The organism is Kitasatospora mediocidica KCTC 9733 (assembly GCF_000744225.1).
Classification (GTDB): Bacteria; Actinomycetota; Actinomycetes; order Streptomycetales; family Streptomycetaceae; genus Kitasatospora; species Kitasatospora mediocidica.
The window spans coordinates 1,465,376-1,480,369 of the sequence record NZ_JQLN01000004.1; the positions used below are offsets into that span (position 1 = coordinate 1,465,376).

Sequence of the window (14,994 nt, forward strand, 5' to 3'; positions counted from 1 at the left end):
GAGTCCTGTGAGGAGTTTGACGGGGTCAGCGGCCCGGCCGCCGCAGGGCGGCGGCCGGGCGGGGGGGTCAGAGCGCCCCGGCCGCGCGGAGGGCGGCGATCCGCTCGGGCCGGTATCCGAGCGAGCGCAGCACGTCCTCGGTGTGCTCGCCGAGCCCGGGCACCGGACCCATCGGCAGTTCGATCCCGGCGAACCCGAACGGGGGCAGCAGGCCGCTGACTTCGCCCACCGGGGTGGCGACCGGACGCCAGCGGTCGCGGGCGGCCAGCTGCGGGTGCTCCAGCAGGTCGGCCACCTCGTTCAGCCGCGCCGAGGCGATGCCGAGGTCGTCCAGACGGGCGATCACCTGCTCGACCGTCATGGTCGCGGTGCGCCCGCCCACCAACGCGTCGACCACCCGTCGACGGCGTGCCCGCACCACGTTGGTCGCCCAGAGCGGATCGTCCGCCAGCTCGGGACGCTCCAGGAACCCGGCCGCGAACCGGGCCCACTCGCGGTCGTTCTGGACGCCGATCAGCACCAGCCGGTCGTCGGCCGTCGGGTACGCGTCGTACGGCGCCAGGCTCGGGTGCGACAGACCCGCCCGGCCGGGCGAACTGCCGCTCCCCTGGGCGTAGTAGAGCTGGTAGCCCATCCACTCGGCGGTCGCCTCGAACATCGAGATCTCGATCGCGGCGCCCAGCCCGCTGCCGGCCCGCCCGACGAGCGCGGCCAGCGTGGCGGAGAGCGCGTACATCCCGGCCGCGATGTCGGAGGTCGGCACACCGGTCTTCACCGGCTGCTCGGCCGGCCCGGTCACCGAGGCGAGTCCCGCCTCGCACTGGATCAGCATGTCGTAGGCGCGCTTGTCGCGGTAGGGACCGCTGGAGCCGTAGCCGGACATGTCCACGGTGATCAGCCGCGGATCCTGCTCCCGCAGCCCGGCCGAACCGAACCCCAGCCGGGCGGCGGCGCCGGGCGCCAGGTTCTGCACGAAGACGTCCGCGCCGGCCACCAGGTCGGAGAGAACCGCCCGCCCCTCGGCCGTCTTGAGGTCGAGCGTGATCGACTCCTTGCCCCGGTTCAGCCAGACGAAATGGCTCGCCAGCCCGCGCACCGTCCGGTCGTACCCCCGCGCGAAGTCACCGCCGTCCGGCCGCTCGATCTTCACCACCCGGGCACCGAGGTCCGCCAGATGCCGCGTCGCCAGCGGAGCGGCCACCGCGTGCTCCAGCGCGACGACCGTGACGCCGTCCAGCGGCAAGCCCTTGGTGAACGCCATGATGCGGGGCTCCTTGTCGACGGAATCCACCTGGACGCGGGAGTTGCGGCCCGCGCGCCGGCCGGCCGGGAAAGCGGCCCCAGTCTGCCCGCGGGTATCAACCGCACGCAAGGAGATCATCGGCCCGAGCAGAGCGAACCGGACAGCACCGAGGCCCCCGGTCCCCGGGCCGCCGTGGGGCGGACCAGGGGCCGGGGGCCTCAGTGCTCGTGCGGGCTCAGACGTCTCAGCCGAGGGTCGCGATGGCCTCGTTGAGGGTCTTCGACGGACGCATCACGGCCGAGGCCTTGGCCGCGTCCGGCTGGTAGTAGCCGCCGATCTCGGCGGGCGAGCCCTGGACCGCGATCAGCTCGGCGACGATGGCCTGCTCGTGCTCGGCCAGCGTCTTGGCGAGGGCCGCGAACGCCTCGGCGAGCTCGGCGTCGGCGGTCTGCTCGGCCAGCTCCTGGGCCCAGTAGAGGGCCAGGTAGAAGTGGCTGCCGCGGTTGTCGATGCCGCCGAGGCGACGGCTCGGCGACTTGTCCTCGTTGAGGAAGGTGCCGGTGGCCCGGTCGAGCGTGTCGGCCAGGACCTGGGCGCGCTCGTTGCCCGTGGTCTGCGCCAGGTGCTCGAAGCTGACCGCCAGGGCGAGGAACTCACCCAGGCTGTCCCAGCGCAGGTAGTTCTCCTTGACCAGCTGCTGGACGTGCTTGGGGGCGGAGCCGCCGGCGCCCGTCTCGAACAGGCCGCCGCCGTTGATCAGCGGGACGACGGAGAGCATCTTGGCGCTCGTGCCGAGCTCCAGGATCGGGAACAGGTCGGTGAGGTAGTCGCGCAGCACGTTGCCGGTGACCGAGATGGTGTCCTCGCCGCGACGGATCCGCTCCAGCGAGAACGCGATCGCGTCCTCCGGCTTCATGATCTCGATCTGCAGCCCGTCGGTGTCGTGCTCGGGCAGGTACGCCTTGACCTTGGCGATCAGGTTGGCGTCGTGCGCGCGGGTCTCGTCCAGCCAGAAGACCGTGGGGGTGCCGGTGGCACGCGCGCGGCTGACCGCGAGCTTGACCCAGTCGCGGATCGGCACGTCCTTGGTCTGGCACATCCGGAACACGTCGCCGGCGGCCACCGGCTGCTCCAGCACGAGGGTGCCGGCGGCGTCGACGATCCGGACCGTGCCGGCGGCGGCGATCTCGAAGGTCTTGTCGTGGCTGCCGTACTCCTCGGCCGCCTGGGCCATCAGGCCGACGTTCGGCACCGAGCCCATGGTCGCCGGGTCGAAGGCGCCGTGCGCGCGGCAGTCGTCGATGGTGACCTGGTAGATCCCGGCGTAGCTGCTGTCCGGGATGACGGCGACGGTGTCGCCCTCCTCGCCGTCCGGGCCCCACATGTGGCCGGAGGTGCGGATCATGGCCGGCATCGACGCGTCGACGATGACGTCGCTCGGCACGTGCAGGTTGGTGATGCCGCGGTCGGAGTCGACCATCGCCAGCGCCGGGCCCTCGGCGAGCTCGGCGTCGAAGGAGGCCTTGATCGCCGCACCCTCGGGGAGCGCGTCCAGGCCGTGCAGGATCGCGCCGAGGCCGTTGTTCGGGTTCAGGCCGGCCGCCGCGAGCACCTCGCCGTACTGGGCGAAGGTGTTCGGGAAGAACGCGCGCACCACGTGGCCGAAGATGATCGGGTCGGAGACCTTCATCATGGTGGCCTTGAGGTGCACCGAGAAGAGCAGGCCCTCGGCCTTGGCACGGGCGATCTGGGCCGCGAAGAACTCGCGCAGCGCGGCGACGCGCATGACCGAGGCGTCCACGACCTCGCCCGCGAGCACCGGCACCGAGGCGCGCAGCACCGTGGTGCTGCCGTCGGCGGCGGCCAGCTCGATCCGCAGCACGGTGTCCTCGGCGATGACCGCGGACCGCTCGGTGGAGCGGAAGTCGTCGGCGCTCATGTGCGCGACGTTGGTCTTCGAGTCGGCCGTCCAGGCACCCATGCGGTGCGGGTGGGCCTTGGCGTAGTTCTTCACCGAGAGCGGCGCGCGCCGGTCGGAGTTGCCCTCGCGCAGGACCGGGTTCACGGCGCTGCCCTTGACCTTGTCGTACCGGGCGCGGACGTCGTGGTCCTCGTCGGTCTGCGGGGAGTCCGGGTAGTCCGGCAGCGCGTAGCCGGCCTTCTGCAGCTCCGCGATCGCGGCCTTGAGCTGCGGGACGGAGGCCGAGATGTTCGGCAGCTTGATGATGTTGGCGCTCGGGCTCTTGGCGAGCTCGCCGAGCTCGGCCAGCGCGTCCGCGATGCGCTGGCCCTCCTCCAGACGCTCCGGGAAGCTGGCGATGATGCGCCCGGCCAGCGAGATGTCACGAGTCTCCACCCGGACGCCCGCAGTCGAGGCGTAGGCCTGGATCACCGGCAGGAACGAATAGGTCGCCAGGGCCGGGGCTTCATCTGTGTGGGTATAGATGATGGTCGAGTCAGTCACCGGGTACTCCGCTTCACGTCGACAACGTCTCGACATCAAGATATCTCGTGATCGCCCCTTCCCGACACCGCCCCCCGGCGGAGAGTCCCGGCGCGTCGCGGGATCGGGACTCTCCGCCGAGGTGGCGGCACGGACGAGCGGTACCGGGACCGGGCCGCCGCACGGCCCCGGTACCGCTCGGCTCAGGAATTGGTCAGCGGCAGCCCCGGCGGGTTGACCGCCGAGGTGGGCACGGCCTCGTTGGAGAGGTTCCAGGCCGCCAGCCACTTGGCGTAGTCGCCGGTGGCGATCAGGTGGTTGATCGCGTCGGCGGTGGGCTTCGCCAGCCCGTCGTCCTTCTTGGTGGTGGCGCAGATCAGGCCCTGGAGGGTCGCGCCCGCTCCGGAGTACGTCCCGGCGCTGCGGGTCGGGTTCGGCGTCTTCGCGGTCTGCAGCACGTGGTACGAGACGCTGGGGTTGGGGCCGAAGTAGGCGTCGATCCGGCCCGAGTCCAGGGCCAGGTAGGTGCTGGCGCCGTCCGGGAAGTACTTGAGGGTCAGCGTCTTGCCCTCGGCCTTGAGCTGGGTCTGCCACTCCAGGAGGATCTTCTCCTGGTTGGTGCCCGCACTGACCGCGACGGTCTTCCCGGCGAGGTTCTCGAACTTGCCGTCGAGGTTCAGGGTGCTGGTCTTGAGCACCTCCAGGCCCAGGTTGTCCTGGCGGTAGCAGGCGAAGTCGTACTTGGTCTTGCGCTGCTCGGTGTCGGTGATGTTGGAGAAGCCGAGGTCGCTGCGGCCGCTGTCGATGCCGACGAAGAGGTTGTCCCAGGTCGCATTGGACACCACCGGCTTCAGCCCGAAGACCGCCGCCACCAGTTTGCCGAGGTCGGGCTCGGAGCCGGTGAGGGTCTTCTGGTCCGAGCCGACGAAGCCGATCGGCGCGGAGCCGGACGGCAGCTGGCCGAGCCCGATGTTCAGCTGCCCGCTGCTGACCACCGAAGCGGGCAGCTCGGCGCGGATCGAGGCGACCTGCGCGATCGTGAGCGAGGTCTCGGTGGCCGCACCGTTGGACAGGGCGCCGACGGCGACCACGGTGCTGCCCGCCGGCGCGGCGGCCTTGGCGCTGCCGGTGGTGGCGGTGCTGCTGCTGCTGCCGCAGGCGGTCAGACCGGTGGTGAGGGCGATCAGGGCGACAGAGGCGGGGATGATCCGGGTGCGTCTGAATCCGGCGCTGGACATGCTTCTCCTCAAGGCGGGCTCGGGACGTGTGGGACGTGGAAGGAATAAAGGGGTCGCGCTCAGCGGACCCTGGCGGGGCCGGGAGCGAGCCTGCGCAGGCCGGCCCGCAGCTGCTGCAGCGGCGTCGGCGCGGCGGTGCGCGAGGTGCCGCGGGCGTAGTGGCGCTCCACCGAGAACTGGGCGACGGACACCACGCTGGTGAGAATGACGTACCAGACGGTGGCCACCATCAGCAGCGGCACCACGTCGCCCGGGTAGGTGCTGCCCATGCTCTGCACCTCGCCGAACAGGTCGAGCAGCGAGACGTAGAAGACCAGCGAGGTGCTCTTGACCAGCCCGATCAGCTGATTGACATAGGCGGGCACGATGGTGCGCAGCGCCTGCGGCAGGACGATCCGGACGAACTGGCGGCGCCGCGGCAGGCCGAGGGCCGCGGCCGCCTCGTGCTGGCCCTGGTCCACCGCCAGCAGGCCGGCCCGGACCACCTCGCCGGCGTAGGCGGCCTCGTTCAGGCTCAGCCCGACGGTGGCCACCACCAGGTCGGTGGCGAGATCCGACTCGCGGAAGTGCACGAAACCGGGGCCGAACGGTACGCCCAGGCTCAGCGTCCGGTAGAGCGCGCTGAAGTTGTAGAGGATCAGCAGCACCACGATCAGCGGGACGGACCGGAACAGCCAGACGTAAGCCCAGGCGACCGCCCGCAGCACCAGGCTCTGCGACATCCGGGCCAGCGCCAGCAGGACCCCGCCCGCCAGGCCGAGGACCGCACTCAGCGCGGTGACCTCCAGGGTGACCAGCAGGCCGCCGGTGATCACCGGCCGGGCGAACCAGTACTGGAAGCGGTCCCACTGGTAGAACGGGTTGGTCACCAGCCCGTGGGCGAACTGCGCGCCCAGCACCACCACCAGCACGGTCGCCAGCCACCGGACGGGGTGCCGCAACGGCACCACGCGCTGTGCGGACAACGGGCGTTGAGCCGCGCCGTCGTCGGGAACGGGCTGCTCGGACGGTCTGCGGGCAGGCGAAAGCACGGGCAGGGGTGACTCGTTCATCGGGGGAGCTCCAGCGAGCGAAGGTCGAAAACTCCGGGCGTCAGCGATCAACCACGAGCAACGGCAGCACAGTTGTTGCCGAGCAGGAGGGAGTCGGGCAGGCAGCGGCGGCGCGGGAGGCCGGCAGCGCTCAAGCGCGACAGAGCGCGCTGCTGACGCGCTGGAGGTCGACGTGACGTCGGGCGACCTGGAGTTGGAAGGATCCGTGCGGGTGCGGCACCGCGCCGTCGTGTCGTGCGTCCATGCCGTTCACCTCGCCATCACCCGCCCCGAGGGGGCCTCGCGCTTACAGGACGCCTCGTCCTGTCCGGTCGTCACCTGGAGCACCCCACCGCGCGGGAGGGTTGCCGGTCAGCAAGCCAGGGCTCGATGCTGACGCTCATTACCAGCGCTCACGTTAACGGCTGAAGCGGTCGCGGGCAATCCCCTTCCGAGGGGCGGGCAACGCACCTGGCCTGCGGGCCGACGGCATGTATCGTGGCCTTCTCCTCACTGGCAGTCGAGACGGGCCGGGCCATGCGTACACGCCAACTGCGTTCCGAGCGGGCACCCTTGGGCTGCCCGCTGGTCCGTCGTCGGTGGATCGACGGGGTCGGCTCACCGACCGGCCTCTGTCAGCCGTGACTCTCCGGCACCCAGGCACCACGAACTCCCGCCACCCCGCCGCCCGCTAGGGCGACCGCGCTCGCGAGCCGGGGCGGCACACTGCCCCGCGAGAAGGAATCGAGGAACGGGTTTCCCATGTCCACCTCCGTTGCCGCACTGCGCCCTGCCCCCCATCCGCTGGACAGCCCCGCCCGCGCGGCGCTGCTCGGCCCGCACGCACACCTCGCCGAACGGCACGGGAGCCTGCTGCGCTACCCCACCGACGTCACGCCGTTCCTCGCCCTGCCGGACGCGCCCGACGAGGACACCTGGCACGAGGTGGCCGAGCTGTTCGGACCGGGGGCGATCGTGCTGATGGCGGCCCCGCCCGACACGCCGCCGCCGCACTGGGAGGTCGTCAGGATCACCCCCGGCGTCCAACTCGTGGACGAGGGCGTCGCCGTGGCGTTCGACGAGGAGGCCGTCGCGCTCGGGCCGGCCGACGTGCCGCAGATGCTGGAGCTGGTGGCCCGGGCCCAGCCCGGCCCGTTCCTGCCCCGCACGGTCGAACTCGGCAGCTACCTCGGCATCCGGCGCGGCGGCGCCCTGGTGGCGATGGCGGGCGAGCGGATGCACCCGCCGGGGTGGACCGAGATCAGCGCGGTCTGCACGGACGCGGACCACCGCGGCCAGGGGCTGGCGACCCGGCTGGTGCTGGCGGTCGCGGCCGGCATCCGGGAGCGCGGGGAGACACCGTTCCTGCACGCGGCCGAGAACAACACCAACGCGATCCGGCTCTACGAGTCGCTGGGCTTCCGGCTGCGCCGCCGGATCGACTTCGTCACCGTCCGGACGCCCGGAACACTCGCCACCGGCGGGTAGCTTTGGTAGGACGGGGGCATGCAGCCAGCCGCAGCGCAGCCCGCCCACGCCGGATACGACGCCGTCATCGTCGGTGGTGGCCACAACGGCCTGGTCGCCGCCGCCTACCTGGCGCGGGCCGGGCGCAGCGTGCTGCTCCTGGAACGGCTGGGCCGCACCGGCGGTGCGGCCGTCTCCACCCAGGCCTTCTCCGGCGTGCAGGCCCGGCTGTCGCGGTACTCCTACCTGGTCAGCCTGTTGCCGCGGACGATCGTCGACGAGCTGGGGCTGCGCTTCGCGGTGCGGCGGCGGCGGATCTCCTCCTACACCCCGACGGTGCGCGGCGGGTGTCCGACCGGCCTACTGGTGGACGCCGGCGACCGGGACCGCACCGCCGCGGCCTTCCGCGAACTCACCGGATCCGACCGGGAGTTCGAGGCCTGGCAGCGGTTCTACGCGATGACCGGCGCGGTGGCCGAGCGGGTCTTCCCCTCACTCACCGAGCCGCTGCCGAGCCGGTCCGAGCTGCGCCGCCGAGTGAGCGACCCGGCAGCCTGGGAGGCGCTGTTCGAACGACCGCTGGGCGAGAGCGTGGAGCAGCACTTCGCGGACGACCTGGTCCGCGGCGTGGTGCTCACCGACGCCCTGATCGGCACCTTCACGCACGCCCACGATCCGTCGCTGCGCCAGAACCGCTGCTTCCTCTACCACGTGATCGGCGGCGGCACCGGGGACTGGGACGTCCCGATCGGCGGTATGGGGGCGCTCACCGACGCCCTCGCCGACGCCGCGCGGGCGGCCGGCGCGCGGATCCTCACCGGCTGCGAGGTGACCGCGATCGCCACCGACGGGACGACCGCCGAGGTGACCTACCGCACCGGGGACACCGAGCACCGGGTGGGCGCCCGGCAGGTGCTGTGCAACGCCGCGCCGCAGACGCTGGACCGGCTGCTCGGCACGCCCCGCGATCCGGCCGGCGCGGCCCCGCCGGAGGGCTCGCAGCTCAAGGTGAACATGCTGCTGCGGCGGCTGCCCCGGCTGCGCGACACCTCGGTGGACCCGCGCGAGGCGTTCGCCGGGACGTTCCATGTCGCCGAGTCCTACCGCGAGTTGGAGTCCGCCTACCAGCAGGCCGCCGTCGGGCGGCTGCCCGCCGCCGCGCCGTCCGAGATCTACTGCCACTCGCTCACCGACCCCTCGATCCTGGGTCCCGAACTCGCCGCCCGCGGCTACCAGACCCTGACGCTCTTCGGACTGCACCTGCCCGCACGGCTCTTCACCGGCGACAGCGAGGCGGTCCGGGAGGCCGCCCTGCAAGCCGTCCTGGGCCCGCTGGACGCGCTGCTCGCCGAACCGCTCGCGGACTGCCTGGCACTGGACGACCAGGGGCGGCCGTGCATCGAGGCGAAGTCCCCGCTGGACCTGGAGGAGGAACTCGGCCTGCCCGGCGGGAACATCTTCCACCGGGAGCTGTCCTTCCCCTACCGCGACGACGACGCCCAGGGCCCGGCCGACCGCTGGGGCGTGGCGACCGCCCACGCCAACGTCCTGCTCTGCGGCGCGGGCGCCATCCGCGGCGGCGGCGTCAGCGGCATCCCCGGGCACAACGCGGCGATGGCCGCGCTCGGCCGCTGACCGCGAAAACCTCGGTGTTTCGAGCCCTGACGTGACGGACACCACGGTTTGGGACCCGCCTGACCGCTCCCTGGGAATATGACATATCGTCTGTCCGTCTACGGATCAGCGGACAGCAGGGGGAGCAACCAGCATGGCGTACACCTACACCCGCGTGACGAAGCGGGCCGCGGGGACTCTGGCGGCCCTCACCACGCTGGCCGCCCTGACGGGTTCCCAGGGACTCGTGCTGGCCCCGGTCGCGGCGAGTGCGGCCGCTCCGACGGCGCCGACCGCACCGGCCACGCCGTTCGGCGACCCCAACACGCCGACCGGTCCGTCGGTCGACGGCGGCGGCACCCTCCCGCTGCCGCAGCCGCCCACCGCGCCGATCACCCCGCCCGGGCCCGGCGCCTCCACGTTCGTCCCGACGCCCGGCGGCCCCGCGCTCCCGGCGACGGTCTTCGCCGCCTACCGCAGCGCCGAGGCCGCACTCGCCGTCAGCACCCCGGGCTGTCACCTGCCCTGGCAGCTGCTGGCCGGGATCGGCCAGGTGGAGTCGGGCCAGGCCGACGGCGGCAAGGTCGACGCCAACGGCACCACCTACACCCCGATCCTCGGGCCCGCCCTGAACGGCAACGGCTTCGCCGCGATCCCCAACAGCGACGGCGGCGTCGACGACGGCCCCGGCGCCTGGGCCCGGGCCGTCGGACCGATGCAGTTCATCCCGTCCACCTGGGCGGTCTGGGGCGTCGACGCCAACCACGACGGCAAGGCCGACCCGAACAACATCTTCGACGCCGCGCTGGCCGCCGGCCGCTACCTCTGCGCCGACGGCCGCGACCTGAACGACCCGGCCCAGCTCGACCGCGCGATCCTCGGCTACAACTACTCCACCGACTACCTGAACACGGTGAAGAGCTGGATGGCGCACTTCCGGTCCGGCACCCCCGTGACGACGCCCGACAGCAGCGCGCCGGCGTTCCCGCCGGTCTCGCCGTTCGCCACGCCGTTCCCCGCCTCGACGCCGACGGACCCGACGGCCTCGCCCTCGCCGCTGAACACGCAGCCCGCGACGCCGCCCACGACCGCGCCGACGACCGCACCCACGCCGACGGCCGCGCCGAAGCCGACGGCGAGCCCGAGCGCGCCCGCCCCGACCGGCCACCCGACGACGACGCCCACGCCCGGCCCCTCGGGCACGGCCTCCCCCACCGGAGCGCCGACCGCCTCGCCCACGCCGTCGCCGTCCGGACCGCCGACCACCTGCCCCACGGCGAGCCCGCTGCCCTCCGGCACCCCGAGCGCCGCCCCCTCGCCCTCCCCGTCCGCCACCGCGACGCCCTCGCCGAGCCCCGACCCGTCCGCGTCGGCCTCCGCCCCGGCCTCCCCGGCCCCGAGCTGCGGCGCTCCCGGCCCGTCCGCCTCGCCGTCCGGCTCCCCGTCCGCCGCCGCTTCGGCCTCGCCCTCCCCGTCCGCCGCCGCTTCGGCCTCGCCGTCCCCGTCCGCCGCTGCGGGCGCGAGCGCCCGACCCACCGCCTGAGAACCGGCGGACGGCCCGCAGCGGGCCGTCCGCCGGTTAAACCGCTCGCTCGATCCCTGTTGATCTTGTAGGTTCCCGGCGTGACCAACGAAATCAAGCTGAGCATTCGACTCGCGGACGCGACGGACGCCGCGGTGATCGCGCAGATCCACATGGCCTCGCGGGCGGCGACGATGCCGTACCTGCCCCCGCAGAAGCGCAATCACGAGCAGGTGACCCACTGGGTCCAGAACATCCTGCTCAACGACTGCCGCACCTGGGTCGCGGTGCGCGACGGGGAGATCCTCGGCTACGCCGCCCTTGAGGGCGACATGCTCGAAGACCTCTACCTGCGCCCGGACGTCCGCCGCCAGGGCGTCGGCACGCTGCTGCTCGACGAGGTCAAGCGGGCGAGCTCCGGCGAGCTCTCCCTCCACGTCTTCCAGCAGAACACCGAGGCGCGCGCCTTCTACGAGCGCCACGGCTTCGCCGTCCTCGACACCAACGACGGCGACCGCAACATGGAGAACCTGCCCGACATGACCCTTCGCTGGACGTCGAACACCGCACGGTGACGTGGCACCGGCCCCGGCCCTTCCGGGCGGTCTCCGCCGGGGTGACTACGCGTCGCCGTCCTTTCGCAGGGCCCGGATGAGCCAGGGGTACACCGGGACCAGGTTCGGTACGACCTGCCAACCGTTGACGATCCACACCAGCCGCCAGTACCGGTCCACCCTGGGTGGGTGCGCCGCTTCGAACTGCTGGGCCATCCAGGCCCGGAACTCCGTGTCAGGGGTGCGCGCGAACGCCTCGGCGAAGCGGTGCACGAGGTCGTCCACGACGGGTGCGGCCCTGTCGTCGAGCGGGTCGATGCCCGACTCCCGGGCCTCGGACACCCTTTGACGGGTGAACGCCATCAGTTCCTCGCCGGCCGCGCTCTCGATGTCGGGCGTGCGCCCGGCGGCCTGGCAGCCGGCCGTCCGGCGCATCAGGGCCCGGAAGTCCTCGTCGCCGACCAGCTCGGCGAGCTCCACCCACGCGGCGACCTGCTCGCTGGACGGATCGTCGGGGAGGTCGGGAATGGCGACGCGAACCATGGCCACCGCGGCCGGACCGGCATCCGCTGCGCCGAAGGTGCCCTCGATGAACTCGTCGATCAGACGTCGGCGTTCCTCGCCGGTCAACTGCGTGAACCTGTGCATGAGCTTGGTCTCCTCAGGGCTGGACCCGCGGCCGGCCACGACTCGCAGAACACTCCGGCGCAGGCGCAGCATCCGGATCTGGACATCCAGGGCGTCGGCGTGCGCCGCGGCGACTTCCGCCACCGAGAGCTCGCGGTCGAGTACCCGCTTGACCGTGGCCAGATCCACACCCAACTCGCGCAGTGTGCAGAGCAGTTCCAGTCGATGCAGAGCGTCGGGGTCGTAGAGCCGATAACCGGCGGGACTTCGGGTGGTCGGCGCCACCACCCCCGCATCGGAGTAGAACCGGATCGTCCTCACGGACAGGCCGGTCCGCCGGGAGAGTTCCCCGATCGAGTAGAGGGTCGTAGCGTCCATGCCCCTACTCTGCTGTCTCCAGTCACTGGAGGCTCAAGGCAGGATGTCCGCTTGTCATATCGACGACCGAGAGGCAATCCGCATGCCGCACCGCGCACCGCAGCCACCCACCGAGCCCACCGAGCCCCCGAGCCCCCCGAGCCCCCCGAGCCGACCGTCCCGCTCACCGCAGAGACGGTGGTGGACGTGGCCGCCGCCGTCGCACCGGCCATCTCGCCGGACGGCCGCCTGGTCGCCTACGCAGTGGTCGCGAACGGCGGAAAGGACGGGTACCCGGACGGCTCCCCCTACGGCTCCCTCTGGGTCACCGCCGCCGACGCCAGCACACCCCCGCGCAGGCTCACCGACGGCACGGCGCGCGACCTCGCCCCGAAGTGGGCGGCGGACTCGGCCTCCCTCCTCTTCACCTCCGACCGCGAGGAGCGGGGCGTCGCCCAACTCCACCGGATCCTGCTGGACGGCGGCGAGGACATCGCCAAGGCCCTGACCAGTTGGCGCGGTGGCATCTGCGACCACTACCCGCTCCTCGACGGCAGCACGGTCGCCCTGCTCGCCGAGGACGAGCCCACCGCCGAGGACGAACGCCGGCAGGCCGAGGGCGACGACGCCTTGGTCTGGGGCGAGCATCTCCCCGCCACCCGGCTGCGCCTGCTCGACGTGGAGAGCGGCGTCGTCCGCACCGTGGACGGCCTCGGTGGCCGGCACGTGATCGGGCTGGCACAGCGCCCGGACGGCGGCCCGCTGGCGGTACTGAGCTGGTCCACGCCCGAGCTCGACCCCGGCGTCATGACGGCGGAACTCCACCTGGTCGACCCGGGCACCGCAAGCGTCCACGCCCTGGGAGCAGTCGGATTCGACGCCCAGCCCCCGGTCTGGTGGAACGACGGCGGCGTCTGGCATCTGGCCCACCTGGCCGTGACCCCTGGGCACTTGGTCGGCGCTCTCGCCGTGCTGGACACCGTCCCACCCGCGACCGGCCCGGCCGTCGGACACCGCAACCTCACGGCCCGCATGCCCGTCAGCCCGACCGAACTGGTGCAGACAGCGGGCGGTCCCCCGCTCGCCCTGTTCGCCGACGGACTGGACACCGCGCTCTACCGGCTCGACCCGCACTCGCTGCGGTTCCACCTGGTGTCCTCCGCGCCCGGCGCACTCGCCGGGCTCAGCGCGAGCCGCTCCGGGCAGGCCCTCGCTGTGCTGGCGAGCACCGCCTACGAGCCCGGCAACGTCCACGCGGGACCCCTCGGCGGACCACTGCTCCGGCTCACCGACACCAGGCCCGAACTTCGCGGGATCCGCTGGGGCGTCCAGGAGCGCCTCAGCTACCAGGCCTCCGACGGACTCCCGTTGGACGGCCTGCTGATCCTGCCGGCCGGCCGGACGCGGGCTGACGGTCCCTTTCCGCTCGTCACCCTCGTCAACGGCGGCCCGTACTCCCGCTACGCCGACGCGTTCAGGCTCAACTCGGTCGACTGCGGCCAGTGGCTGGCGACAGCCGGGTTCGCGGTCTTCCTGCCCAACCCCCGAGGAGGCTCCGGTCACGGCCACGCGTTCGCCGGCACGGTCGCGGGCGCGGTCGGCGGCGACGAGTGGACCGACATCCACAGCGGGATCGACCTGCTGGTCGCGCAGGGAGTCGCCGCTCCCGAGCGGCTGGGAATCGGCGGGTGGAGCCACGGGGGATTCATGGCGGCCTGGGCGACAGGCCGCACGGACCGCTTCAAGGCTGCCATGATCGGCGCGGGCATCAGCGACTGGGGCATGCAGGCCGGGACCGGCGACTGGGGAACCCTCGACGGAGCGCTCGGCGGCAGCACCGGCTGGGAGGGCCCGGGACCCCACGTCCACGACCGGCACAGCCCGGCCTCCTACGCCTCCAGGATCAGCACGCCGGTACTGATCCTGCACGGCGAGGAGGACACCAACGTCCCGCTCGGCCAGGCGATCCACCTCCATCGCGCGCTGCGCCACTTCGGGGTCGAGCACGAGTTCGTCGTCTATCCCCGGGAGGGCCACGGGATCCAGGAGCGCGCCCACGAACTCGACGTCCTGCGACGCGTCCGCGCCTGGTACGACCGCTGGCTATAGGCTGGACGTCCTGCGCACCGGCGACGAGTCCCAGCCGGCCGGCCTGCCCACCGAGTTCGGACGAACGAAACGAGAGGACGTACTGCGGTGAACGCGGCCCCCGAGCGGATCAGCGTGCTGATCGCCGACGACCAGCCGCTCGTGCGGCGCGGCCTGGCGATGATCCTCGCGCCCGACCCGTCGTTCGAGGTGGTGGGCGAGGCCGAGAACGGCGCGCAGGCCGTCACCCTCGCCCAGCGGCTGCGCCCCGACGTCGTCGTGATGGACATCCGGATGCCCGTCCTCGACGGCGTCGGCGCGACCGAGCAGCTGGCCGCCACGGTGCCGGGCAGCCGGGTCCTGGCTCTCAGCACCTTCGACATGGACGAGTACGTGGTCGCCGCCCTGCGCGCGGGCGCCTACGGGTTCCTGCCCAAGGACGTCTCCCCCGAGGAACTGACCGCGGCGATCCACACCGTCCACCTCGGCGAGGCCGCCGTCGCACCCCGCCTGCTCACCCGGCTGATCTCCACCTACGTCCGGGCCCCACAGCGCCCCACGCTCACCACCCGCCCCGCCGTCTCCCCGAGCGACCTCACTCCGCGCGAGGTCGAGGTGTGGCGCCTGATCGCCACCGGGCTCGACAACGCCGAGATCGCCGGGGAGTTGGCGATCAGCGTCTCCACCGTCAAGAACTACATCACCAGCATCTTCGGCAAACTCGGCCTGCGAGACCGCGCCCAGGCGGTCATCGCCGCCTACGAGTCCGGCCTGGTCGAACCCCGGGCGGAACAGGCGCTACCGTGACGG

Annotated in this window: 12 protein-coding genes and 1 riboswitch; of the genes, 6 read left to right on the top strand and 6 right to left on the bottom strand. The window is 72.5% G+C overall.

Features of this window, described 5'->3' with window-relative positions:
- Positions 1-67: 67 nt before the first annotated feature.
- The 5 genes from BS80_RS13815 to BS80_RS43830 form a co-directional block, all read right to left on the bottom strand.
- A complete protein-coding gene (locus tag BS80_RS13815; RefSeq protein WP_035796846.1) occupies positions 68-1,261 on the bottom strand; it encodes a CaiB/BaiF CoA transferase family protein in 1,194 nt (397 codons plus the stop codon).
- Positions 1,262-1,487: 226 nt separating this feature from the next.
- Positions 1,488-3,707 carry an NADP-dependent isocitrate dehydrogenase gene (locus tag BS80_RS13820; RefSeq protein WP_035796847.1) on the bottom strand — a complete coding sequence of 740 codons (2,220 nt, stop codon included), beginning with the start codon at positions 3,705-3,707 and terminating at the stop codon, positions 1,488-1,490.
- 182 nt (positions 3,708-3,889) lie between these two features.
- Positions 3,890-4,924, bottom strand: coding sequence for a transporter substrate-binding domain-containing protein (locus tag BS80_RS13825; RefSeq protein WP_035796849.1), 1,035 nt, complete (start codon positions 4,922-4,924; stop codon positions 3,890-3,892).
- 59 nt (positions 4,925-4,983) lie between these two features.
- Positions 4,984-5,976 (bottom strand): amino acid ABC transporter permease, encoded by a 993-nt coding sequence (locus tag BS80_RS13830; protein WP_035796850.1) that lies wholly within the window; start codon positions 5,974-5,976, stop codon positions 4,984-4,986.
- Between the two features lie 130 nt (positions 5,977-6,106).
- Positions 6,107-6,220: a putative leader peptide gene (locus BS80_RS43830; protein ID WP_332262168.1), complete on the bottom strand. Its 114-nt coding sequence runs from the start codon at positions 6,218-6,220 to the stop codon at positions 6,107-6,109.
- A 33-nt stretch (positions 6,221-6,253) separates the two neighbouring features.
- Positions 6,254-6,363: riboswitch (SAM riboswitch) on the bottom strand.
- Between the two features lie 354 nt (positions 6,364-6,717).
- Here BS80_RS43830 and BS80_RS13835 point away from each other — a divergent pair.
- From BS80_RS13835 to BS80_RS13850, 4 genes are all read left to right on the top strand, one after another.
- Positions 6,718-7,443, top strand: coding sequence for a GNAT family N-acetyltransferase (locus BS80_RS13835; RefSeq protein ID WP_051966564.1), 726 nt, complete (start codon positions 6,718-6,720; stop codon positions 7,441-7,443).
- Positions 7,444-7,461: 18 nt separating this feature from the next.
- Entirely contained in the window at positions 7,462-9,057 is a 1,596-nt protein-coding gene (locus BS80_RS13840) for a phytoene desaturase family protein (RefSeq protein WP_035796852.1), read from the top strand.
- Between the two features lie 133 nt (positions 9,058-9,190).
- Positions 9,191-10,579 carry a lytic transglycosylase domain-containing protein gene (locus BS80_RS13845; RefSeq protein ID WP_063771959.1) on the top strand — a complete coding sequence of 463 codons (1,389 nt, stop codon included), beginning with the start codon at positions 9,191-9,193 and terminating at the stop codon, positions 10,577-10,579.
- Between the two features lie 80 nt (positions 10,580-10,659).
- Entirely contained in the window at positions 10,660-11,133 is a 474-nt protein-coding gene (locus tag BS80_RS13850; RefSeq protein WP_035796853.1) for a GNAT family N-acetyltransferase, read from the top strand.
- Between the two features lie 45 nt (positions 11,134-11,178).
- Here the strand turns inward: BS80_RS13850 and BS80_RS13855 are convergent, their stop codons facing one another.
- Positions 11,179-12,117: a helix-turn-helix domain-containing protein gene (locus tag BS80_RS13855; protein WP_035796854.1), complete on the bottom strand. Its 939-nt coding sequence runs from the start codon at positions 12,115-12,117 to the stop codon at positions 11,179-11,181.
- 186 nt (positions 12,118-12,303) lie between these two features.
- Here BS80_RS13855 and BS80_RS13860 point away from each other — a divergent pair, with 186 nt between their 5' ends.
- Together BS80_RS13860 and BS80_RS13865 are read left to right on the top strand one after the other, a co-directional pair.
- Positions 12,304-14,205 (top strand): S9 family peptidase, encoded by a 1,902-nt coding sequence (locus BS80_RS13860; protein ID WP_232246458.1) that lies wholly within the window; start codon positions 12,304-12,306, stop codon positions 14,203-14,205.
- Positions 14,206-14,292: 87 nt separating this feature from the next.
- Positions 14,293-14,991: a response regulator gene (locus tag BS80_RS13865; protein WP_035796857.1), complete on the top strand. Its 699-nt coding sequence runs from the start codon at positions 14,293-14,295 to the stop codon at positions 14,989-14,991.
- Positions 14,992-14,994: the final 3 nt, after the last annotated feature.

Bases quoted from the DNA above. Each gene is read 5' to 3' on its own strand.
- BS80_RS13815 (WP_035796846.1), bottom strand. From the start codon at position 1,261: ATGGCGTTCACCAAGGGCTTGCCGCTGGACGGCGTCACGGTCGTCGCG.
- BS80_RS13825 (WP_035796849.1), bottom strand. From the start codon at position 4,924: ATGTCCAGCGCCGGATTCAGACGCACCCGGATCATCCCCGCCTCTGTC.
- BS80_RS13830 (WP_035796850.1), bottom strand. From the start codon at position 5,976: ATGAACGAGTCACCCCTGCCCGTGCTTTCGCCTGCCCGCAGACCGTCC.
- BS80_RS43830 (WP_332262168.1), bottom strand. From the start codon at position 6,220: ATGGACGCACGACACGACGGCGCGGTGCCGCACCCGCACGGATCCTTC.
- BS80_RS13835 (WP_051966564.1), top strand. From the start codon at position 6,718: ATGTCCACCTCCGTTGCCGCACTGCGCCCTGCCCCCCATCCGCTGGAC.
- BS80_RS13840 (WP_035796852.1), top strand. From the start codon at position 7,462: ATGCAGCCAGCCGCAGCGCAGCCCGCCCACGCCGGATACGACGCCGTC.
- BS80_RS13845 (WP_063771959.1), top strand. From the start codon at position 9,191: ATGGCGTACACCTACACCCGCGTGACGAAGCGGGCCGCGGGGACTCTG.
- BS80_RS13855 (WP_035796854.1), bottom strand. From the start codon at position 12,117: ATGGACGCTACGACCCTCTACTCGATCGGGGAACTCTCCCGGCGGACC.